This is a genomic window from Sphaerochaeta sp. UBA5849, assembly GCA_002432715.1.
GTDB lineage: Bacteria > Spirochaetota > Spirochaetia > Sphaerochaetales > Sphaerochaetaceae > Sphaerochaeta.
This window is the reverse complement of sequence record DJGJ01000051.1, coordinates 1-19,232: the sequence shown is the minus strand read 5'-3', so window position 1 is coordinate 19,232 and position 19,232 is coordinate 1. Positions and strand designations below refer to the sequence as shown.

At 52.1% G+C, this 19,232-nt stretch carries 19 protein-coding genes, 2 tRNA genes and 1 pseudogene; 18 read left to right on the top strand and 4 right to left on the bottom strand.

The window, feature by feature from the left end; all coding sequences use genetic code 11:
* Positions 1-219 precede the first annotated feature (219 nt).
* The 5 genes from B3K89_RS09005 to B3K89_RS08985 all read left to right on the top strand — a co-directional run bounded on the left by B3K89_RS09005 (position 220) and on the right by B3K89_RS08985 (position 4,732).
* A complete protein-coding gene (locus B3K89_RS09005; RefSeq protein WP_293895937.1) occupies positions 220-1,236 on the top strand; it encodes a methionine ABC transporter ATP-binding protein in 1,017 nt (338 codons plus the stop codon).
* Positions 1,233-1,895, top strand: coding sequence for a methionine ABC transporter permease (locus B3K89_RS09000; RefSeq protein ID WP_293895940.1), 663 nt, complete (start codon positions 1,233-1,235; stop codon positions 1,893-1,895). The genes B3K89_RS09005 and B3K89_RS09000 overlap by 4 nt, the downstream gene beginning before the upstream one ends.
* Before the next feature lie 49 nt (positions 1,896-1,944).
* Complete coding sequence (locus tag B3K89_RS08995; protein WP_293895942.1) at positions 1,945-2,751, top strand: MetQ/NlpA family ABC transporter substrate-binding protein; 807 nt, start codon at positions 1,945-1,947, stop codon at positions 2,749-2,751.
* 154 nt (positions 2,752-2,905) lie between these two features.
* Complete coding sequence (gene argF / locus B3K89_RS08990) at positions 2,906-3,907, top strand: ornithine carbamoyltransferase (protein WP_345907296.1); 1,002 nt, start codon at positions 2,906-2,908, stop codon at positions 3,905-3,907.
* 399 nt (positions 3,908-4,306) lie between these two features.
* Positions 4,307-4,732: an Hsp20/alpha crystallin family protein gene (locus tag B3K89_RS08985; protein WP_293895948.1), complete on the top strand. Its 426-nt coding sequence runs from the start codon at positions 4,307-4,309 to the stop codon at positions 4,730-4,732.
* A gap of 62 nt (positions 4,733-4,794) precedes the next feature.
* On the opposite strand, the gene B3K89_RS08980 is transcribed toward B3K89_RS08985, so the two are convergent.
* A complete protein-coding gene (locus B3K89_RS08980) occupies positions 4,795-6,228 on the bottom strand; it encodes a M20/M25/M40 family metallo-hydrolase (protein WP_345907295.1) in 1,434 nt (477 codons plus the stop codon).
* A gap of 97 nt (positions 6,229-6,325) precedes the next feature.
* Here B3K89_RS08980 and B3K89_RS08975 point away from each other — a divergent pair, with 97 nt between their 5' ends.
* Positions 6,326-6,937 carry a TetR/AcrR family transcriptional regulator gene (locus B3K89_RS08975; RefSeq protein ID WP_293895952.1) on the top strand — a complete coding sequence of 204 codons (612 nt, stop codon included), beginning with the start codon at positions 6,326-6,328 and terminating at the stop codon, positions 6,935-6,937.
* An 85-nt stretch (positions 6,938-7,022) separates the two neighbouring features.
* On the top strand, positions 7,023-9,596 hold the full coding sequence (clpB, locus tag B3K89_RS08970; RefSeq protein WP_293895955.1) for an ATP-dependent chaperone ClpB: 2,574 nt from the start codon (positions 7,023-7,025) through the stop codon (positions 9,594-9,596).
* Here the strand turns inward: clpB and B3K89_RS08965 are convergent.
* Positions 9,562-10,155 carry a nucleotidyltransferase family protein gene (locus tag B3K89_RS08965; protein ID WP_293895958.1) on the bottom strand — a complete coding sequence of 198 codons (594 nt, stop codon included), beginning with the start codon at positions 10,153-10,155 and terminating at the stop codon, positions 9,562-9,564. The genes clpB and B3K89_RS08965 overlap by 35 nt on opposite strands.
* A 48-nt stretch (positions 10,156-10,203) precedes the next feature.
* Here B3K89_RS08965 and B3K89_RS08960 point away from each other — a divergent pair, with 48 nt between their 5' ends.
* Positions 10,204-10,932: a DUF554 domain-containing protein gene (locus B3K89_RS08960; protein WP_293895961.1), complete on the top strand. Its 729-nt coding sequence runs from the start codon at positions 10,204-10,206 to the stop codon at positions 10,930-10,932.
* Here the strand turns inward: B3K89_RS08960 and B3K89_RS08955 are convergent.
* Both B3K89_RS08955 and B3K89_RS08950 read right to left on the bottom strand, forming a co-directional pair.
* Positions 10,901-11,251, bottom strand: coding sequence for a helix-turn-helix domain-containing protein (locus B3K89_RS08955; protein ID WP_293895964.1), 351 nt, complete (start codon positions 11,249-11,251; stop codon positions 10,901-10,903). The genes B3K89_RS08960 and B3K89_RS08955 overlap by 32 nt on opposite strands.
* 172 nt (positions 11,252-11,423) lie before the next feature.
* Positions 11,424-13,937 carry a glycogen/starch/alpha-glucan phosphorylase gene (locus B3K89_RS08950; protein ID WP_293895967.1) on the bottom strand — a complete coding sequence of 838 codons (2,514 nt, stop codon included), beginning with the start codon at positions 13,935-13,937 and terminating at the stop codon, positions 11,424-11,426.
* Between the two features lie 186 nt (positions 13,938-14,123).
* On the opposite strand from B3K89_RS08950, the gene B3K89_RS08945 reads away from it, so the two are divergent.
* The 10 genes and pseudogenes from B3K89_RS08945 to B3K89_RS08900 form a co-directional block, all read left to right on the top strand.
* Positions 14,124-14,196, top strand: a tRNA-Thr gene (locus B3K89_RS08945).
* A 64-nt stretch (positions 14,197-14,260) separates the two neighbouring features.
* Positions 14,261-14,440 carry a 50S ribosomal protein L33 gene (gene rpmG, locus B3K89_RS08940; RefSeq protein WP_013608516.1) on the top strand — a complete coding sequence of 60 codons (180 nt, stop codon included), beginning with the start codon at positions 14,261-14,263 and terminating at the stop codon, positions 14,438-14,440.
* 24 nt (positions 14,441-14,464) lie between these two features.
* A tRNA-Trp gene (locus B3K89_RS08935) sits at positions 14,465-14,538 on the top strand.
* 35 nt (positions 14,539-14,573) lie between these two features.
* Positions 14,574-14,753, top strand: coding sequence for a preprotein translocase subunit SecE (secE, locus tag B3K89_RS08930; RefSeq protein ID WP_293895976.1), 180 nt, complete (start codon positions 14,574-14,576; stop codon positions 14,751-14,753).
* 9 nt (positions 14,754-14,762) lie between these two features.
* Positions 14,763-15,323, top strand: a complete 561-nt coding sequence (nusG, locus tag B3K89_RS08925) for a transcription termination/antitermination protein NusG (protein ID WP_293895979.1) — start codon at positions 14,763-14,765, stop codon at positions 15,321-15,323.
* Positions 15,324-15,504: 181 nt separating this feature from the next.
* On the top strand, positions 15,505-15,936 hold the full coding sequence (gene rplK / locus B3K89_RS08920; protein WP_293895982.1) for a 50S ribosomal protein L11: 432 nt from the start codon (positions 15,505-15,507) through the stop codon (positions 15,934-15,936).
* Between the two features lies 1 nt (position 15,937).
* The gene (rplA, locus tag B3K89_RS08915) at positions 15,938-16,627 is read left to right on the top strand and encodes a 50S ribosomal protein L1 (protein ID WP_345907294.1); all 690 of its coding nucleotides are present in this window, start codon (positions 15,938-15,940) and stop codon (positions 16,625-16,627) included.
* A 15-nt stretch (positions 16,628-16,642) separates the two neighbouring features.
* Positions 16,643-17,167 carry a 50S ribosomal protein L10 gene (gene rplJ / locus B3K89_RS08910; protein ID WP_345907293.1) on the top strand — a complete coding sequence of 175 codons (525 nt, stop codon included), beginning with the start codon at positions 16,643-16,645 and terminating at the stop codon, positions 17,165-17,167.
* A gap of 70 nt (positions 17,168-17,237) precedes the next feature.
* Positions 17,238-17,621: a 50S ribosomal protein L7/L12 gene (gene rplL, locus B3K89_RS08905; RefSeq protein WP_293895990.1), complete on the top strand. Its 384-nt coding sequence runs from the start codon at positions 17,238-17,240 to the stop codon at positions 17,619-17,621.
* Between the two features lie 174 nt (positions 17,622-17,795).
* Positions 17,796-19,232 (top strand): annotated as a pseudogene (locus B3K89_RS08900) (DNA-directed RNA polymerase subunit beta); the annotation flags it as partial.

The window sequence follows — 19,232 nt, the reverse complement described above, 5'->3', positions numbered from 1 at the left end:
GTAGCCGCCGGGCCTTCTTTTTGCCTTGCACCGGTTTGCCGGTTGTATATAGATAGAGAAAAGAGGACGTGAAAACGTCCTCTTTTCGTCGTTAGGGAGGCAAATGCTATCTGTATGATAGGGTATCACGATTTTATCCCATCTGTGTCTTGTCCAATACAATCCTTTTCACTATGATGGTAGCAATTCACCTTCAAAGTGAATACAGAGGGTATATGTATGCAGATTATGTTGAAAAATCTAAAGAGAACGTATGGTACATTGCATGCAGTCAATGGCATTTCTCTTTCCATACCCTCCAACACCATTTACGGCATCATCGGTAAGAGCGGGGCCGGCAAGTCGACCTTGGTTCGGCTTATCAGCCTGTTGGAACGACCGGATGCAGGTGAAGTCTATTTTGATGACAAGCGTGTGGACGACCTCAAGAAGGACGCCCTGATTCAAAGAAGGCGCCGCATCGGCATGATATTCCAGAACTTCAACCTGTTCTCCAGCCGGAATGCAGAACAGAATATTGCATACCCCTTGGAAATAACCGGCGTCCCTAAACAAGAAATCAAGCAGAAGGTTGAGAGATTGCTCGCCCTCGTCGGTCTTGAGGGAAGAGGCAAGGCACCGATCAGCACTCTCAGCGGTGGACAGAAGCAGCGTGTGGCCATTGCCCGCGCCCTTGCTTGTGATCCCGATATCCTGTTTTGCGATGAGGCCACCAGCGCCCTCGACCCCCAGACAACACATTCCATATTGGCCCTCCTCAAGGAAATCCAACGCAAGATGTCCTTGACGGTGGTAATGATCACCCACCAAATGGAAGTAGTCCGCGACGCCTGTGACCAAGTCGCGGTATTGGATGACGGGGTTGTCGTCGAACAGGGGCTTGTCACCGATATTTTTGCCAATCCATCCAGTGAGGTGACCAAGGAATTCTTGACACACCTGGTGGGCATCGACGAGGCATCCCTTGCCGATGACCATATGGTCCATTGGTCGAAGAAGCGGGGAGCCTATACCCTGCGCTTTCGTGGAGGAACCACAGACCAGCCCATCCTCAGCAAGATCAGCCGTCAAGTAGGGGTTGATTTCAATATACGCGCCGGTGGGGTGCAGAAAGTCGGCGATATCGAGATCGGCACCATGTTGGTCGATATCAGCGGAAGTGATGAAGAGAAGAAACGGGCCATCGAAGCCTTGAGACAGATGGGTGTAGTAGTTGAAGAGGAGGCTGCAGAATGAGCAAAATTTGGGTGTTGGTTTTCGACGCCACCTTGCAAACACTGAGCATGGTCTCCTTCTCCACCTTGTTCTCCCTGATTTTGGGTCTTCCGTTGGGGATTCTGCTCTCGGCCACCTCGAGCGAGGAGCAGGGAGGCATTATTCCCCACCCCATGCTCAACAATATACTGGGAAGAATCGTCAACGTATTGCGTTCATTTCCCTTCATCATCCTGATGATCCTGCTCTTTCCGCTTTCAAGGCTTCTTATCGGAACAAGTATCGGTACCACCGCTACTATCGTCCCGCTGTCGATTGCGGCAGCACCATTTGTGGCTCGAGTGATCGAGACCGCACTGAAGGAGGTGGATCCGGGGGTCGTTCAGGCCGCCCGTGCTATGGGATCCACCAATTTCCAGATTGTCCGGAAGGTGTTGATTCCTGAGGCTTTGCCCTCCTTGGTCAGCGGCGTGACGCTCACCATCATCAACCTGATCGGCTACTCGGCAATGGCCGGAGCCATCGGTGGAGGCGGCCTGGGAGATCTGGCGATTCGGTATGGATACCAGCGCTTCCGAGGCGATATTATGTTCGTTGCCGTTGTAATCATCCTCGTTCTCGTTGAGATCGTGCAGGTGATAGGCAACAAAATCAGTGCCAAGCTCATAGCCCGCCGCTGATTACCTCTTGTGCATACCTCTCGCCTTGTGGGGGAGAGAAGGAGAAATTATGAAAAAGATTCTAAGCATCACCCTTGTACTGTTGCTGGCATTCTCGTTGTTTGCAGCCGGTACCAAAGAGCAGGCAACCTCCAAGACCATCGTTGTTGGAGCAACCCCCGAGCCCCATGCTGCATTCCTCAACCTGATCGTCGAGGACCTTGCTGCAGAGGGCTATACCCTCAAGGTGCAGGAGTTCACCGACTATGTGACACCGAACGAAGCACTGGAGAGCGGAGAGCTTGATGCCAACTTCTTCCAGCACATCCCCTATCTGGAATCGTTCAACAAGGAGAAGGGATATCACCTGGCCAATGCCGGCGGCATCCACGTCGAGCCGTTCGCACTCTATTCCAAGAAATACAAGGCTCTTGCAGATCTTCCCAACGGTGCCACCATTGCCATTCCCAATGACCCCACCAACGAAGGCAGGGCATTGCTGTTGCTGCAGAGCGCCGGTCTGCTCACACTCGCTGCGAATGCCGGTCTTGAGGCTACCCCGCTCGATGTTGCATCCAATCCGAAGAACTTCAAGTTCCGTGAGATTGAGGCAGCAAGCCTTCCCCGCGTACTGCAGGATGTCGATGCAGCCATCATCAATGGCAACTATGCCATTCCCGCCGGCCTGATCGCCACCCGCGACGGTTTGATCGTGGAAGGCTCGGACAGCCCGTACGTGAACGTGGTAGCGGTAAAGCAGGGTCGTGAGAACGATGCTGCCATCGTCGCTCTGGTCAAGGCTCTACGCGGCGAAAAGATCAAGGCGTATGTTGCCCAGCACTACACCAACGGTGAAGTAGTCTTGGTTTCCAAGTAGTCAATTGTGTTTACCAATCAGCCTCCTGGCATACGCTGGGAGGCTTTTGTATAGTTATGCATACAATTATTTGCAATTCGAATAAAAATGCATAAATATTGACAGATATTGTATAAATATCTACAATTGGTATTCATTACCTTCGGAGGAACTCATGAAAGGACGCAGTTTTTTAACACTCAAGGATTTTACAACGGAAGAGATCCTTGCTCTTTTGCAGTTGTCGATCGACCTTAAGGCAAAAAAGAAAGGGCAGGGTTGTCCCTCCAAGCTGGAAGGCAAGTTGCTCGCAGATAAAAATATCGTGCTCATCTTTGACAAGAGTTCCACCCGTACTCGTTGTTCCTTTGAAGTGGCGGCCTTTGATGAAGGGGCGCAGGTCACCTTTCTCACCAACAGCCAAATGGGAAAGAAAGAATCGATTGAGGATACGGCCAAAGTATTGGGACGGATGTACGATGGCATTCAATACCGGGGGTTCTCATCTGAGGTCATCCGTGAAATTGCAAAGCACAGCGGTGTTCCGGTATGGAACGGCCTTACTGATGACGACCATCCAACCCAGGTTCTTGCCGATGTCTTGACTGCAATGGAACATACGGGAAAAGAACCCAAGGACCTGAAGTTTGCGTATATCGGTGATGGGCGCAACAATGTCTCCAATGCGCTGATGATCGGGGCGGCCAAGCTGGGTATGGAGTACCGCATTGCATCACCGAAGGAGCTGTTTCCGTCTAGTAGCCTGATTGCCGGGCTACAGGAGGATTGCAAGGCTTCCGGCGCCATGATTTCGGTAACCTCTGATATCGTTGAGGCGGTGAAGGGGGTGGATGTCATCTACACCGATGTCTGGGTCTCGATGGGTGAGGAGGACCAGACGGCAACCAGGATTGCCCTCTTGAAGGACTATCAGGTGACGATGGATGTTCTGCAGGCTTCAGACAATCCCGATGTGTTGTTCGAACACTGCCTGCCCTCCTTCCATGACCTTAATACCGCTGTAGCACAGCAGATTCACGAACAGTTCGGCTTGACTGAACTTGAAGTGACCGACGAGGTCTTTTGCAGCAAGCACTCGGTGGTATTTGACGAAGCTGAGAACCGTATGCATACGATCAAGGCCGTCATGGTTGCCACTATGACGGGTATACTCTGATTCTTTGATTGTTTTGGTCTTCTCGAGTGGGACAGGCAAAGGTTGTGTTGTAGAAGAGTAACAAGCCGAATAGAAAGATAATTATATGCAAATAAGAGAGTTGTGATGAGAAATTTCCGCAGGGTGGCTCTTGATGAACCAGTTTGGGGGAGTCATGATGGCTTAGGTGTGTCAAATTGACTCAATGTCGAATAAGTCTTGTTCATGGGGGGGATCGGATTGTCCCATTCGCATACTTTTGTAGGTTTATATTTTTAGTTAAAAATACATAATTATAAATAATATAAACAATTAGAAGTCCAAAATATTTTTTCTAGTAAACTTGGCACGCTTGTTGCATATATATTGGCGAACCCGAAAAGGGAGAAAATATAATACAACAAAATACGGAGGTGTACTATGAAATATTTAGCAAGACGTGATTACGATTCCCCGATGGAGTCTGCATTTGACTCACTGTTCAACAACATACTCGGCGACTGGGGCCTGATGCCCTCCCGCTTCCCTGCAGTCGACATTGTCGAGAACGACGATGCATATATCTTGGAAGCTGAGCTCCCGGGCTACAAGCAGGAGGAAGTCAAGGTCAATGTCGAGAAGCATGTGCTCAAGCTGAGCTCCACCAAGCAGAGCAAGAAGGAGGACAAGGACAAGAAGAGACTTGTCTCCGAGCGTTACTACCAGAGCTTTGAGCGCGCCTTCACCCTTCCTGAGGATGTGGACGAGGAGAAGATTGAAGGACATTTCTCTGACGGGCTTCTCAAGCTCACGCTTCCCAAGAAGGAAATTGCAAAGCCCAAGGCCATTGAAGTAAAGATTAAATAAACGGTTGAAACAACCTGTCCTGTACATGCAAGACCCCGCACTCGTGTGGGGTCTTTGCATATTCAGCTTTGGACCAATGTTGCATAAAAGGTTACGGCAAGCTGGATGTTCTCTTCGCTGATGCGCTCATCAACTCCATGCATGCGTCCGACCTCGCTTTTGTCCATGCGTACCGGAGTAAAGCGATAGATATGGTTGCTCAGGTTCTGATACTTGCGTGCATCGGTGGCTCCGAGCATCAGATAGGGAGTCACCACGGCATCTCTGAAACAGGCCGTGATGGTACTTGCAAGGTGGGAGAACGCCTCGCCCTCGGCAGGGCTCACCTCGGATGCAGGGGTGAAGCGGACCACCTTGAGCTTGACTGCAGGATCGCCGATGACTTTCTTCATCCATCCAAGCACTTCTTCCTGCGTCTGGGTCGGCAGCAGCCGGACATTGACCATTGCCGTGGCTTGTTCGGCGATGACATTGCTCTTGTCGCTTGCTTCAATCATCGTTGGGACGACTGTTGTCCTGACCAGCGCGTTGAGGGTGGGATTCTTGCTGAAGACCCACAGCAGAATGGGTTTGGTGATCCAGGCATTCAGAAAAAGAAGCCGGTATGCAAAAACCCCCTGCCGACCCAGAGATTCCAGCATTGCCTTGACAGGGGCTGTGAGCTTGGCAGGCATGGATTTCCTCTCCAGACGATAGGCAGCCCGACCGACCCTCCCCAAAGCTGTGGGAAAGGAGGGAGTGGAAGAGTGCCCTGCACTGCATTGTGCCGACAACTGTACATCCATGTACCCTTTCTCAGCTACTCCCACCACTGCAATGTCCTGTTCAAAACCCTTGATGTAGCGTTGGCTGACCACTCCTCCCTCATCGAGGACGTAGGCAAAATGTACGTTCTGTTTTTCAAAATAGGAAGCGATGGTGCTGGCTCCCTCTAGCGAACCATTGCACTCCTCATCGCAACCGAAGGCGACGTAGAATGTCCTGCTTGGTTTCTTGCCCTCGGAGAGCAGCGACTCAAATGCAGTGAGGATGGCAACTGCCTGGATTTTGCAATCAAAGCTCCCTCTGCCGTAGAGATATCCACCTTCGACAGTCCCGGAAAACGGCGGGTGCGTCCATGCCTGGTCTTGTGCTCCCACAACATCAAGGTGTGCGGTGAGGAGAATCGGGAGAGCCTGCTGATCCTCGCCGGGGAAACAGTACACAAGGTTGTAGGGTCCTGCGCCAGAGGCGATGCTGAACGTTTCGCAAAGAGGAAAGGACTGTGCAAAGATGTCTTTCAGTCGCGTAAACTCATTCCAATCGGTTTGGGTCGGATCGAGGTGGGAGATGGTTTTGCACTGCACAGCCGAACTGAGCACCGCTATAGTTCCCTGTGCCTCGATGGTGCGGACCTTGGGCCTGACGGGTGTCCTCGAATGGTCCTGCATGAGGGCGCGGGCGGTCATGATGAGCAGCAAAAGCAGAACAATACCTGCAAGGAGAGATAAAACCATGCTGAATCTCCAAATCCATTCTAGTGTTTTTTACATTATAATGATATATTGTTCAGTAACAATAGTTTTATAGCCGAACCAGGGAGTTGAGAGACGCATGCCCAAGAAGATAGATCATGAGCAGAGAAAGGAGAAAATCCTGCAAACAGCGCTGAAAGTGTTTGCACGGGAGGGGTATCGTGACTCCAATCTCTCCTTGATCGCCACCGAGTGCGGTATTTCCAGGCCCACCATCTATCAATACTTCAAGGACAAGGAAGAAATTTATTACTATGCCGTAAAGCTGGTTACCGGGCGGATGTTCAACAAGTACGCTTCCTTTGCGTGGTCGACCGACCAGGACTACGTTGCACGGATCACCAACATCTGCCTGGATATCATGCAGACAGCCAGTGAAAATGAGGGAGAGCTGACCAGCTTGGTCGATGTGATGCTGCAAATGAAGAAGGAAGGCAGGGATTTCAATGAGATCATCCTGCGCCGTACCGCCAAGCTTACCATCCTGTTCAAACGACTGTTGCGGATGGGCATCAAGGAAGGGGACATCATAGCTTGCGATGTGAACCGGGTTGCCGACCATCTGTTGTTGTTGCTCGAGTCCTCCTGCTTCCAAGTCGCTTTTCTCGATACTTTTGATATGCAGCACTCCAAAAATCTGGTCAGCACCTATCTGGAATTCTATAGTGCCAAGGCACTTCCTAGTCGATAAGGCAAAACTTCAGTATATTGGGTAGGTACAGGACGAGGCCCACATCAAGGCCGGGTTGCTTCATGCCTGAAGGTGAGGAGTATCCATGAATTTAGATAAAATGACTATTAAATTGCGTCAAGCAATTGCTGACGCAGACATGCTTGCCAACGAACACGGTAATGCCGAGATCACCACCGAGCACCTGATTCTGGCCCTTTTGGACCAGAAGGATGGGTTGCTGCCTCCACTTCTTGAGCGGCTTGGTGTACCGCACAAGCAGGTGAAAGAGAAGGTGGAGAGTCTGCTCAACCGGCTTCCCAAAGCCTATGGGTCGAACGTCCAACGTTCGATTTCAGCGCAATTGGGCAACCAGTTGTATGCTGCGGACAAGATTGCCTCTGAATTTAAAGACCAATACCTGAGTGCCGAACACGTCTTGCTTGCCGTTATCCAAGACTCAAGCCAAGTCGGCAAGGCGCTCAAAAGCCTGGGATTGACCAAGGATTCGGTCATGCAGGCGTTGCAGTCCATCCGGGGGAATCAGTCGATCCAGAGCGAGGATCCGGAGAGCCGTTACCAGGCCCTGGAGAAGTACTGCAGGGATATGACAGCGCTTGCCCGCCAGGGCAAACTCGATCCGGTCATCGGCCGGGATGAGGAGATTCGTCGCCTCATGCAGGTGCTTTCACGAAAGACCAAGAACAATCCGGTTCTCATCGGTGAACCCGGTGTGGGAAAAACCGCCATCGTCGAGGGGCTCGCCCTGCGCATCTCCTCGGGGGATGTCCCGGAATCCTTGAAGCATAAACGCCTGCTCAGTCTCGATGTCGGGTCCTTGGTCGCAGGAGCGAAGTTTCGGGGAGAGTTCGAGGAACGCCTGAAAGCAGTGATAAAGGAAGTGACGTCCAGCGAAGGGGGGATCATCCTGTTCATCGATGAATTGCACACCATCGTCGGGGCGGGGGCCAGTGAAGGTTCCACCGATGCCTCGAACCTCATCAAGCCGGCTCTCAGCCGGGGTGAGCTGCACACCATCGGGGCAACCACCTTGGATGAGTACCGAAAGTACATCGAACCCGACAAGGCGTTGGAGCGGCGCTTCCAGCCGGTATATACCAAGGAGCCGTCGGTAGAGTCGACGATTGCCATACTTCGTGGGCTTAAGGAGCGCTATGAAGTACACCACGGTGTGCGGATCAAGGATGAGGCGCTGGTGGCGGCTGCTACGTTGAGCAACCGCTACATCACCAACCGGTATCTTCCTGATAAGGCCATTGATTTGGTGGATGAAGCTGCAAGCCAGCTGAAAATGGAGATTGAGAGCCAACCTGATGAGCTTGACCAGATCGAGCGCAGGATACTGCAGCTGAATATCGAGGACCAGGCACTCAGCCGCGAGACCGACAAAGCCAGCGAGGAGCGTCGTAAGAAGCTGCACAAGGAACTTGGCGACTTGAAGAACAAGCGCGATGCCATGCATCTGCAGTGGGTCAACGAGCGCTCGTTCATCGCCAAGCTGCGCGAGAGCAAAGCCCGCTTGGAGCAGTTGAACCTGGAAGAGCAGCGCGCTGAGCGTGAAGGCGACCTTGCCAAGGCGGCCCAGATCAAGCACGGCCAGATTCCTGAACTTGTCAGTGAGATTGAGCGGATGAACCAGCAGCTTGCCGCCATACAGAGCGAGGGCAACCAAATGTTGCGTGAAGAGGTGAGCGAGGATGATATCGCCCGCATTGTCAGTAACTGGACAGGGGTTCCCGTTGCGAAAATGAAGGGTAGTGAGATGGCCAAATACTTGCACTTGGAAGAGGCGCTTTCAGAGCAGGTGGTCGGCCAGAAGCAGGCAATCGAGGCGGTCAGCAATGCCATCAGGCGAAATAAGGCAGGCATCTCTGATGAACACAAGCCGCTGGGGACGTTCCTGTTCGCAGGTCCCACCGGTGTCGGGAAAACCCTGCTGGCCAAGGTGCTTGCCCAGTTGCTTTTTGACGACGAGAAGGCTTTGACCCGCATTGATATGAGCGAGTACATGGAGAAGTTTTCCGTCAGCCGCCTCATCGGAGCTCCTCCGGGGTATGTCGGGTACGACCAAGGAGGTCAGCTTACCGAGGTGGTCAGGCGAAGGCCGTACTCGGTGATTCTCTTTGATGAGATCGAGAAAGCGCATCCTGATGTCTTCAACGTCCTATTGCAGTTGCTTGACGACGGCCGATTGACCGACGGTCAGGGCCGGGTGGTCGACTTCACCAACTCAGTCATCATCATGACGAGCAACCTGGGCAGTCAGCAACTGCTGAGTGCCGCAAGTCATGCAGAAGGGGTGAGCATGGTAAACCAGATCATCCACAACTCCTTCAAGCCCGAGTTCATCAACCGTCTGGATGAAATCATCGTCTTTGAACGGTTGGGAGAGGAACAGGTCCGCAAGATTGTGGTCCTGCAACTGAAGCAACTGCAGCATCGCCTGGAGAAGCGGGGATTCTCCCTGAGCTGGGATGATGCGGTGGTGGATGCACTGTATCGCGAGGGCTATGATCCTGCATTCGGGGCCAGACCGCTGAAACGGGCGATCCAGCGGATGGTGGAAGATCCCTTGTCGGTCAAGTTGCTCGATGGCAGCTTTGCCCCCGGCGCTTCCATTCACCTTACGATGGAGGGCTCTGAGGTGGTCGCCCGCTAGCGACCAGTGCCCGATACTCATCCAGGGTGTCGATGTCGAGGATGTAGGCTTCATCCTCCACATCGATCGCCTGCACCTCGTAGGATGAGAGCAGGCTGCGCATGGCAAATGGACCGTCTTGGTTTTTGATGATCGAAAGAAATGATGGGGGAAGAAGCACCGGATGGCCCAGTCTGCCTTTGTACCTGGGCCTGACGGCCGCGTGCGTTGCATAGCGGGCCAGGTGACGGTAGTGTCTCGCCTCGATGAGGGGCATGTCGGAAAGGGAGATGAAAAAGCTTTCAGCCTCTCTGAGGTGGCATGCTCCAACGCGGGTGGATGTACCTTGCCCCTGCTCGTAATCCGGGTTGTGAACGATCAAAAGCGTGTCGCAGGCGAGGTCTTCGATGGCAGCTCGAACTTCATCAGCCCTGTACCCTGTGACCACCACCGTGAAGAGATCTGCAAGCAGGGACTGTTGTACCGCGTGATGGACCAATGGTGCTCCCCGATAGGGAAGCAACAGCTTCTTTCCTTCACTGCGTAAACCAAGCCCTGCGGCCAACAAGAGATTTTGCATGCTGCTTCCTTGAGTGAGTATTCCAAAACCATTATACTCGGTGCCATTATGATTGCTACCTATTTCAACGCCCTCATGGTCATTGTCGGGTCTTTGCTTGGATTGCTGGTGAAGAACAAGCTCAAGGCTTCCTATCAGGAGGTTGTATTCACCTCTTCCGGGTTGGTCACTCTGGTCATTGGCATCTCCATGGCGATGCAGACGGGATCCTATCTGATTCTGCTCTTTTCCGTAGTGATTGGAGGTTTTATCGGCTACGCCTTGAGAATCGAGGATGGAGTGCTCTCCCTTGGCACCTGGATGGAAAGAAGACTGTCCAGAGGGAAAGGCAGCGCTGAGAGCGCCCGCAATTTTGCCTTGGGCTTTCTCAATGCGTCTCTCTTGTTCTGTAGTGGTGCCATGACCGTGGTAGGGTCCATCCAGGCTGGGACAGTCGGCGATTATCAGCTGATTCTGGTCAAGTCGATCATGGATGGATGCATGGCAATCATCTTCAGCGCTGCTTACGGTCCCGGAGTAATGGCAAGTGCCTTGTTCATCCTGGTGTATCAGGGATTTTTCACGCTTGCCGGCGGGGCCATCGCTCCGGTTCTCGGGGAAACGGGGATTAACGAACTGGCAGCTGTAGGCGGGGTGCTGTTGATGATGATCGGCTTCGGCCTGCTCGATATCCGCAAGAGCAGGACCGGCAACTTCCTTCCTGCCATGGTCATCGCTCCTCTCTTGGCGTTGGCGTCTCCGATGATCAAGTCTTTCGTACAAGGGATTGGTTTCTAAGATATGAAATAAGAGGTCTGAGGATGAGTAATTCCTGAGGCTCAAGGTCGTCAATCCATATCTTGAGCTCCTTTTTACAGGTTGGGATATCTTCGGCGGCTTCTTCTTCGTCCTGCAGTTTGTAATCCAATCCATACTCCAGCTGTTCGATGGTGACTCCCACTTTCTCGGATATCTTGAGCAAAACGCTCATTGGGGGGCGCCTGTCGGTATGTATCCAGCTGGAGAGAGTGCTCCGCTTCACCTCAAGTTGGTTGGCCAAATCGACAACCGAAGGTGCACGCATCAGTATTTTCACTCTATCCCAGAATTTTGACATGCTATGAATATAGCAAGGGACAAGGGAGAGTGGCGAGAATATGTCATTAAAATATACTATATTTGATAACAAATTACTAAGTACAATATGAGCAAGAAAATATAATATTGCAGGGTGATGAAAAAATATCACCCCGACCATCGAGGTGATATTCCTACGTCGGCGGACCCTCCTACGGGCGCTTTTTTGCATCCTGAAGGGCGGTGTCCTCATCGGTATTCTTGGCAACGGGACACGGCTGGATATCCCATATATCCCTGGCGTACTCTGAGATTGTCCGGTCGCTGGAGAACTTCCCGCTCGAGGCAACATTAATCACTGCTCGTCGGTTCCACTCCATGCTGTCCTGTGCATAGAGTTCCCTCGCCGCCCGATGGGCTTCGCTGTACATTCTCAAATCTGCAAAGTGGTAGTAGCGGTCGCCTTCCTCGAAGAGGCTTCTGCGCAGCGGTTCGAAGATGTTCGGTTCATTGACATTGAAGTATCCGCTGAACAGCAAGTCGATTGCCTTCTTGATTTCCTCGTCCGCCATGACAACCGAGAAAGGATCGTAGGTATGGCTGAGCTTGGCAATTTGTTCTTCGGTATTGCCGAATATGAACATGTTTTGTGCTCCCGCTTCCTCTGCAATTTCCACATTCGCACCATCCATCGTACCGATGGTCAACGCTCCGTTGCACATGAACTTCATGTTTCCGGTTCCTGAGGCCTCGGTTCCTGCTGTGGAAATCTGTTGGCTGAGGTTTGTGGCAGGAATGATGATTTCCGCCATGGAAACACGATAGTTGGGCATGAAGTGAATGGCCAGACGGTCGCGGGTGGCAGGATCTGCATTGATCACCTTCGCAATGTTGTTGATGAGCTTGATGATCAACTTGGCATTCACATATCCCGGTGCTGCTTTTCCTCCGAAGAGGAAGGTGGTGCTTTCCATGTTCCTTGTCGCCTCGCCGCCGTTCTTCAGATCATTGTAGATGAGCAGAATGTTCAGCACATTGAGCAGCTGGCGCTTGTACTCATGAATCCGCTTGACTTGTACGTCAAAGAAGGAGTGGGGGTTGATGACAATCGAGCTCTCGGTTTTCAGGAAGGCTGCAGAACGCACTTTGTTCTCTTCCTTGATGGCTTTGAAGTCCAAGAGGAAGTTCTTGTCCTTTGCAAAGGGGGCGAGGTCGGAAATCTTGCTGTAATCAGTGATCCATGCGTCCCCGATGGCACTCTTGATCAGGTCGGCAAGCTTGGGGTTTGCCGCAAGCAGCCATCTTCTTTGGGTGATGCCGTTGGTCTTGTTGTTGAACCGGTCGGGGAAAATCAGGTTGAACTGGGGGAACATCTGCTTCTTGAGCAGCTCCGAATGCAGCGCGGCAACCCCGTTGGTGCTGTGGCTGCCGATGATGGACAGGTTTGCCATCCTGACCTGCTTCGGATTGGATTCCTCGATGATGCTGATCTTGCCGAGCATCTGGGGCTGCAAGGGGAAGTAGGAGACTGCCTGCTGCAGGAAGCGATGGTTGATTTCATAGATGATCTGCATATGGCGCGGCAGGATTTTCTGCAACATCGGAAGCGACCATTTCTCCAAGGCCTCGGGCATCAGGGTGTGATTTGTGTAGGCCAGCGTCCTGACCGTAATATCCCAGGCGCTGTCCCAATCGAGCATCTCCTCGTCCAGCAGGATGCGCATCAGCTCCGGTACTGCGAGCGACGGGTGGGTGTCGTTGAGCTGGATGGCGGCAAAATCGGGAAGCAGGGACCAGCTCTTTTCCTCCCGCTTGAAACGCCTGACGATGTCGGCAAGCGAGCAGGCAACAAAGAAGTATTGCTGTTTCAGCCGCAGTTCCTTGCCCATGTACAAGGTGTCGTTGGGGTAGAGGACCTGGCTGAGGTTCTCCGCAGATATCTTGGAACGCACTGCCTCGGTGTAATCGCCGTCGTTGAACTCATGGAAGTTGAACTCCTCAGGGCTCTTTGCAGACCACAAACGCAAGGTGTTCACTGTCTTGCAGCCGTACCCGATGATGGGGATATCATATGCGATGCCTTGCACGATCTCGCTTCCAATCCATTTGAATTGGTCCTTGCCCCGTTCTCGGATGACTTGCACTTCGCCTCCGAATTGCACCGGGTAGACTACATCGGGTCGCAGCACTTCCCAGGGGTTTCCATCACGCAGCCAGTTGTCGGGTTGTTCGGCCTGCCAGCCGTTCTTGATCTGCTGGCGGAAGATTCCGTAGTTGTAACGGATGCCGTAGCCGTAGGCGGGGATCTCCAGGGTGGCCAGTGAATCCAGGAAGCAGGCTGCAAGTCGGCCGAGGCCTCCGTTGCCGAGTCCGGCATCGGGTTCCACCTCACTCAATTCCTCGTAGGTATATCCTAGTGATGCAAGGGCTTCCCGCAATGGTTCCTCAATACCAAGGTTGATGATGTTGTTGGTCATGGCGCGACCCATCAAAAATTCGAGTGAGAGATAGTACACGCGCTTTGCACTCTGTTGTCTCTGCATCTTCCTGCTGAGATTCCATTGGTGTATGATTCTATCGCGGACAGTAAGGGCGAGTGCGGTGTAGCGGCCCTCCTGGGTGGTATGGTATATATCGGCGTCTTGGCTGTATTTGAGGTGCTCTGCAAAATCCTGAGCGATGTCTTTTGCGGTGTGGCCGTAACGGGTCTTTTGTTGATCCTGCATAGGAACTCCTTGTGATTGGTACAAATAAGTCAAATAAACTATATATGATAGATTACAACTGAGCAACAGGTCCAAGTTTTTCCCTAATGTTGTTGATGGATATTGACAAAAAGAACGCACTCTGGTAAGTTAGCTTCTGCATGTTGCAGGTTGGTATACTCGTGGATGCCTTGTAATGTGACCGACGCCCTTGTAGCTCAGTCGGTAGAGCACCACCATGGTAAGGTGGGGGTCAACGGTTCAAATCCGTTCGAGGGCTCTTTTTTTATCCCCTCCGGTTTAGTAGGATGGGTATGAGGTGAACACTCACCGAGGAGCATGAAATGGGTGAAGCAAAGAAAAAAGGTCCCGTGGAGAAAATTGCTCTCCAGTGCACCGAATGCAAGCAGAAGAACTATACCACCGAAAAGAATCGGAGAAACACTCAGGGTAAGCTTGAGTTGAGCAAGTATTGTCCGTTCGAGCGCAAGCACACCTTGCATCGCGAGACAAAGATCAAATAGGGTCGTTACGATCGAGAAGCAAATAGGCCAATAGCTCCAATTGGTAGAGCGCTGGTCTCCAAAACCGGATGTTGAGGGTTCGAATCCTTCTTGGCCTGTTGGCTTCTCGATCTTTTTCCACAAGGAGCCTTTCATGAAGAAGCTTTTTAAGTATTTCAAGGAGTCCCACCAGGAACTGAAGAAGGTTGTCTGGCCCTCCCGTGAAGCTGTCATTTCTTCGACCAAGGTCGTACTTGTTTCCACAGTCATCGTCGCAATCTTCCTTGGGTTGGTGGATTTCCTCCTGCTCAAGGGTGTGCTGTTCATTCTGTAAGGCGGCGACATGGCAAAGGGCTGGTACGTAGTACATACTTATTCGGGATACGAACAAAAGATTGAGCGAATCATCAACAAGATGCGCGAGACCGATACGGACTTCGCGCTCGTTTGCACTGATGTGAAGGTTCCTTTTGAGACCGTCGTTGAGGTGAAGGACGGGGTGAGACGCGATGTGAAGCGCAAGATTCTTCCTGGATACATCCTCGTTGAGCTCGATTTGCCTGATCATAGCTGGAAAACCTGGTGTTCCCAGATCAAGCGCATTCAGGGTGTTACCGGTTTTGTCACTCCCAATGATAGTGTGAAACCGCAACCGCTGAACGCTGCAGAGGTGAAGAGCCTCTTTCAGAAAACCGGCGACCTGCCTACAGAAAAGGTGTTCAAGCCCAAGCAGTCGTTCTCCGTCGGGGAGCAGGTCCGTATTATTGAAGGTCCTTTCGACTCCTTTACCGGGGTTATTGAAGAGGTCAATCTTGAAAAGGCCCGCATGCGGGTCAGCGTCGGAATTTTCGGTCGCTCCACTCCGGTTGAGGTGGATTTCCTGCAAGTAGAAAAGATTCTGTAGTCGTCTTTAGGACTGGACGGCTATACGAGAGTTTTCTGTTTTTTTACAACCGAGTCCTTTTGTGTGTGATTACTCCCTCATGCTGCATGAGGTGGGAGCCTGATCGTATGACAGGCGTTAAGACCAGCGCGAAATCGAGAAAACCACCTGCTGGGTGGGATTGTCGCGTAAGGAGAGAAACATGGCAAAGAAAAAGGTAACTGCAGTCATCAAATTGCAGTGCCCTGCCCAGAAGGCTACGCCGGCGCCCCCGATCGGGCCCGCGCTTGGACCTCATGGTGTCAGTGCCCCCAAGTTTGTCCAGGAGTTCAACGAGAAGACGAAGAACTATGAAGCTGGACTCATTCTTCCCGTCATCATTACTGTGTATGCCGACAAGAGCTTCACGTTCATCCTGAAGACTCCGCCGGCCGCGGTGCTTATCAAGAAGGCGCTCGGCCTTACCAGCGGAAGCGGAAGTCCCAACAAGGTGAAGGTTGGCAAGCTGTCACAGGCACAGCTGACCGAGATTGCACAGACCAAGCTTGAAGACCTCAATGCAAATGACCTTGAGGCTGCCAAGAAGATCATTGCAGGAACTGCCCGCAGCATGGGCGTAGAGGTGGAGCAGTAAGATGAAACACGGAAAGAATTATCGCGATACTATCAAGAAAATCGACCGTACCAAGCTCTACACGTTCGAAGAGGCTGCAGCCCTGGTAAAGGATGTTGCATTTGCCAAGTTTGATGAGACTGTTGAAATCTCCATCAAGCTTACCCTCAAGAAGAGCCAGAGCGTACGTGATACGGTGGTCCTTCCCAATCAGTTCTCCGCTCAGAAGCGTGTACTTGTATTCGCCAAGGGAGAGAAGGCCGAGGAAGCTCGCCAGGCCGGTGCCGCATTTGTCGGTGACGACGACCTGATCGAGAAAATCCGTGGCGGTTGGATGGATTTCGATGTGGCTGTCGCCACCCCTGACATGATGAAGGACGTAGGTCGTCTTGGTCCCATCCTTGGACGCAGAGGCTTGATGCCGAACCCCAAGACCCAAACGGTAACCTTCGACCTGAAGGGAGCTCTGGCTGAGCTTACCAAGGGTCGTGTAGAGTTCCGTTCCGACAAGACCAACGTCATTCACCTTGCTATAGGAAAGGTTTCCATGGATGCCGACAAAGTGAGTGAAAACGCACGGGCCGTGGTCAAGGAAATCATCCGCAAGAAGCCTTCCGATGCCAAGGCTGACTTTGTAGTCAGCATCGCCCTTTCCTCCACGATGGGTCCCGGTGTCAGGGTCAACGTGAAGGACCTGATGGCTTCGGTATAAGAGGAGATGCACACTATGGATTACAAGACTCGTATTACCCCCGCCAAGGAAGATGCCGTCAAGGCACTGAAAGATGAGTTCAGCCAGTATACCGGGTACATCTTCACCGATTACCGCGGCATGACTGTCGAGCAAATCACCGCACTGCGCAGAACGCTCATGAAGAAGGATGCTGCCTACCGTGTTGTCAAGAACCGGTTCGCTAAGATTGCTTTGGCCGAGCTGAACAACCAGGCTGACAACCAGTTGGTCGGACCCACCGCCATTGCACTCGTCCGCGGTGATGAAGCAAACGTGGTGGCCAAGGAGCTGTTTGCCGCCGGCAAGGAAGGTACTCCCATCCAGGTCAAGGGCGCAATGCTCGATGGAAAGTTTTTCTCTCCCCAAGAGGTTGAGGCTTTCAGCAAGCTTCCGACCAAGCTGGAGTTGATTGCTTCCTTGATGGGCACCATGAAGGCACCGGTACAGAAGCTGGCAGCAACCTTGCTTGCCTATGTCGAGAAACATGGCGGTTCTGTTTCCGCCACCGAAGAGAACTGAACACAGTCTTAGTCTTCACAGGTAACCTGCTATGACTGTGCAGACAAAACTTTTACAAGGAGAAGATAATATGGCTACTAAAGAAGAGATTTTGGAATCGATCGCAAGTATGTCCGTCATGGAAGTCGCCGACCTCATCAAGATGATGGAAGTGAAGTTTGGTGTTGTGGCTGCCGCCGCCGCCGTCGCCGCCGGCCCTGTTGCTGAGGCTGCTGCTGCTGTGGAAGAGCCCACTGAATTCAACGTAATCCTCAAGGCTTGCGATCCCACCAAGAAGATTGCAGCTATCAAGGAAGTCCGCGCTATCACCGGCCTCGGCCTCAAGGAAGCAAAGGACCTCGTTGAAGCAGGTGACAAGGTTGTCAAGGAAAGCGTCAGCAAGGCCGATGCAGCATCCCTCAAGGAAAAGCTTGAAGCTGCTGGTTGTACTGTTGAAGTCAAGCCCGTTGACTAATCCCGGATTAGGGAGCCGGCTGCGAGGCCGGTCCCCTGCTCTTGATTTTTGCAAGTGGGCCGACGCCCGGTTCATTAAGCCACCGGATAGACACCGGTGGCCTGTTGTGTCTTTCGTTTCCCTCTCCATATGAGGGATGCAGTCTGTTTCTCTATTGACTTTGGAGGGTACATGATGGTTGCCAAAGGCAAATCCATAACACGCACGTACATCGGTTCTGAATTACATGAAGTCTGTGAATTGCCCAATCTTATCGGGATCCAGCTTGATTCCTATGAGAGATTTTTACAGCTTGACCGCTGTAGGCAGGGCTTGAGTCCAGATTCGTCGTACGGGCTTGAGGAAGTGTTCCAGTCGACATTCCCCATTGACAGCCCCAATGGTGAGATGCGTCTCGCATACAAGGGGTATACGATTGATCTTGACAATATCAAGTTCTCCGAGACGGAGTGCAAGAAGAAAGGTCGTTCTTATAGTGTTCCCATCAAAGTCACGATCAGCCTTGAGTTCTCCAATGGGGAAATGAGGGAGAAAGAGATTTTCTTCGGTGACATTCCGCTGATGACCGACCGTGGCACCTTTATCATCAATGGTGCAGAGCGCGTTGTGGTCAGCCAGATTCACCGCTCCCCTGGTGTTATATTTTCCAATGAGAAGGATGTCTATTCCTCCAGGATCATTCCCTACCGGGGATCTTGGCTGGAATTTGAGATTGATGATAAAAAGCATTTGATCTTCACCAAGATCGACCGCAAGAAGCGCATCCTCGGTACTCTTTTCCTGCGGGCAATCGGGTTTGACACCCGTGAGAAAATCCTTGAGCAGTTTTATTCTGCCGAGACGGTTGAGCTTGCCGATGATGCAGATTTGAAGGCAAGCCTGGAAAACCGGTATCTCTTCAAGGATGTGTATGCACAGGTTGGCGGGACTGAGAAGAAGGTCATTCGTGCCGGTGACATGCTGCATGCCCACGAGATTGATGAGTTGCTCAAGCAGAACGTACGAGAAGTACAACTGGTCAATCTCCGCGGTGAGGGGACCCTGCACAGCGATATGATTCTCAATTGTTTTGAGATTGAGGATGCGAAGTACACCCGTGAAGGATATGATGAGCCCACCAAGGAAGATGTGCTCTCCCCGATATTCTCCGTTCTGATGCCCGGTGAGATGATTGCCATCGAGCGGGCGGAGAGGGATCTTCCCGATATGTTCTTCTCCAACCGCCGCTACGACCTCGGCTCTGTCGGCCGCTACAAGTTCAACAAGAAGTTTGGAACCGGCACCGAAGAGGAAGAGGAGAACGCTTCCACCGACCTGACTGTTCTTACCCCCCAGGACATCGTCAATACGATGGATTTCCTGATCAAGGTATTCATTCGTGAACAGAATGTTGACGATATCGACCATCTGGGCAACAGGCGTGTACGTTCGGTCGGCGAGCTCTTGCAGAATGCACTGAAGAGTGCGTTCGCCCGCATGGAGCGCATTGCCAAGGAGCGCATGAACCTTGAGACTGGTTCGGTCAAACCACAAGACCTCATTTCGATCAAGCCGATTGTGGCAGCGATCAAGGAGTTCTTCGGCAGCAGCCAGCTTTCCCAGTTCATGGAC

Coding starts and splice junctions, on each gene's coding strand:
- B3K89_RS09005 (WP_293895937.1), top strand. CDS start 220: ATGCAGATTATGTTGAAAAATCTAAAGAGAACGTATGGTACATTGCAT.
- rplJ (WP_345907293.1), top strand. CDS start 16,643: ATGGATTACAAGACTCGTATTACCCCCGCCAAGGAAGATGCCGTCAAG.
- B3K89_RS08950 (WP_293895967.1), bottom strand. CDS start 13,937: ATGCAGGATCAACAAAAGACCCGTTACGGCCACACCGCAAAAGACATC.
- B3K89_RS08975 (WP_293895952.1), top strand. CDS start 6,326: ATGCCCAAGAAGATAGATCATGAGCAGAGAAAGGAGAAAATCCTGCAA.
- rplK (WP_293895982.1), top strand. CDS start 15,505: ATGGCAAAGAAAAAGGTAACTGCAGTCATCAAATTGCAGTGCCCTGCC.
- rpmG (WP_013608516.1), top strand. CDS start 14,261: ATGGGTGAAGCAAAGAAAAAAGGTCCCGTGGAGAAAATTGCTCTCCAG.
- B3K89_RS08995 (WP_293895942.1), top strand. CDS start 1,945: ATGAAAAAGATTCTAAGCATCACCCTTGTACTGTTGCTGGCATTCTCG.
- clpB (WP_293895955.1), top strand. CDS start 7,023: ATGAATTTAGATAAAATGACTATTAAATTGCGTCAAGCAATTGCTGAC.
- B3K89_RS08980 (WP_345907295.1), bottom strand. CDS start 6,228: ATGGTTTTATCTCTCCTTGCAGGTATTGTTCTGCTTTTGCTGCTCATC.
- B3K89_RS08955 (WP_293895964.1), bottom strand. CDS start 11,251: ATGTCAAAATTCTGGGATAGAGTGAAAATACTGATGCGTGCACCTTCG.
- B3K89_RS08960 (WP_293895961.1), top strand. CDS start 10,204: ATGATTGCTACCTATTTCAACGCCCTCATGGTCATTGTCGGGTCTTTG.
- B3K89_RS09000 (WP_293895940.1), top strand. CDS start 1,233: ATGAGCAAAATTTGGGTGTTGGTTTTCGACGCCACCTTGCAAACACTG.
- rplL (WP_293895990.1), top strand. CDS start 17,238: ATGGCTACTAAAGAAGAGATTTTGGAATCGATCGCAAGTATGTCCGTC.
- argF (WP_345907296.1), top strand. CDS start 2,906: ATGAAAGGACGCAGTTTTTTAACACTCAAGGATTTTACAACGGAAGAG.
- B3K89_RS08965 (WP_293895958.1), bottom strand. CDS start 10,155: ATGCAAAATCTCTTGTTGGCCGCAGGGCTTGGTTTACGCAGTGAAGGA.
- nusG (WP_293895979.1), top strand. CDS start 14,763: ATGGCAAAGGGCTGGTACGTAGTACATACTTATTCGGGATACGAACAA.
- rplA (WP_345907294.1), top strand. CDS start 15,938: ATGAAACACGGAAAGAATTATCGCGATACTATCAAGAAAATCGACCGT.
- B3K89_RS08985 (WP_293895948.1), top strand. CDS start 4,307: ATGAAATATTTAGCAAGACGTGATTACGATTCCCCGATGGAGTCTGCA.
- secE (WP_293895976.1), top strand. CDS start 14,574: ATGAAGAAGCTTTTTAAGTATTTCAAGGAGTCCCACCAGGAACTGAAG.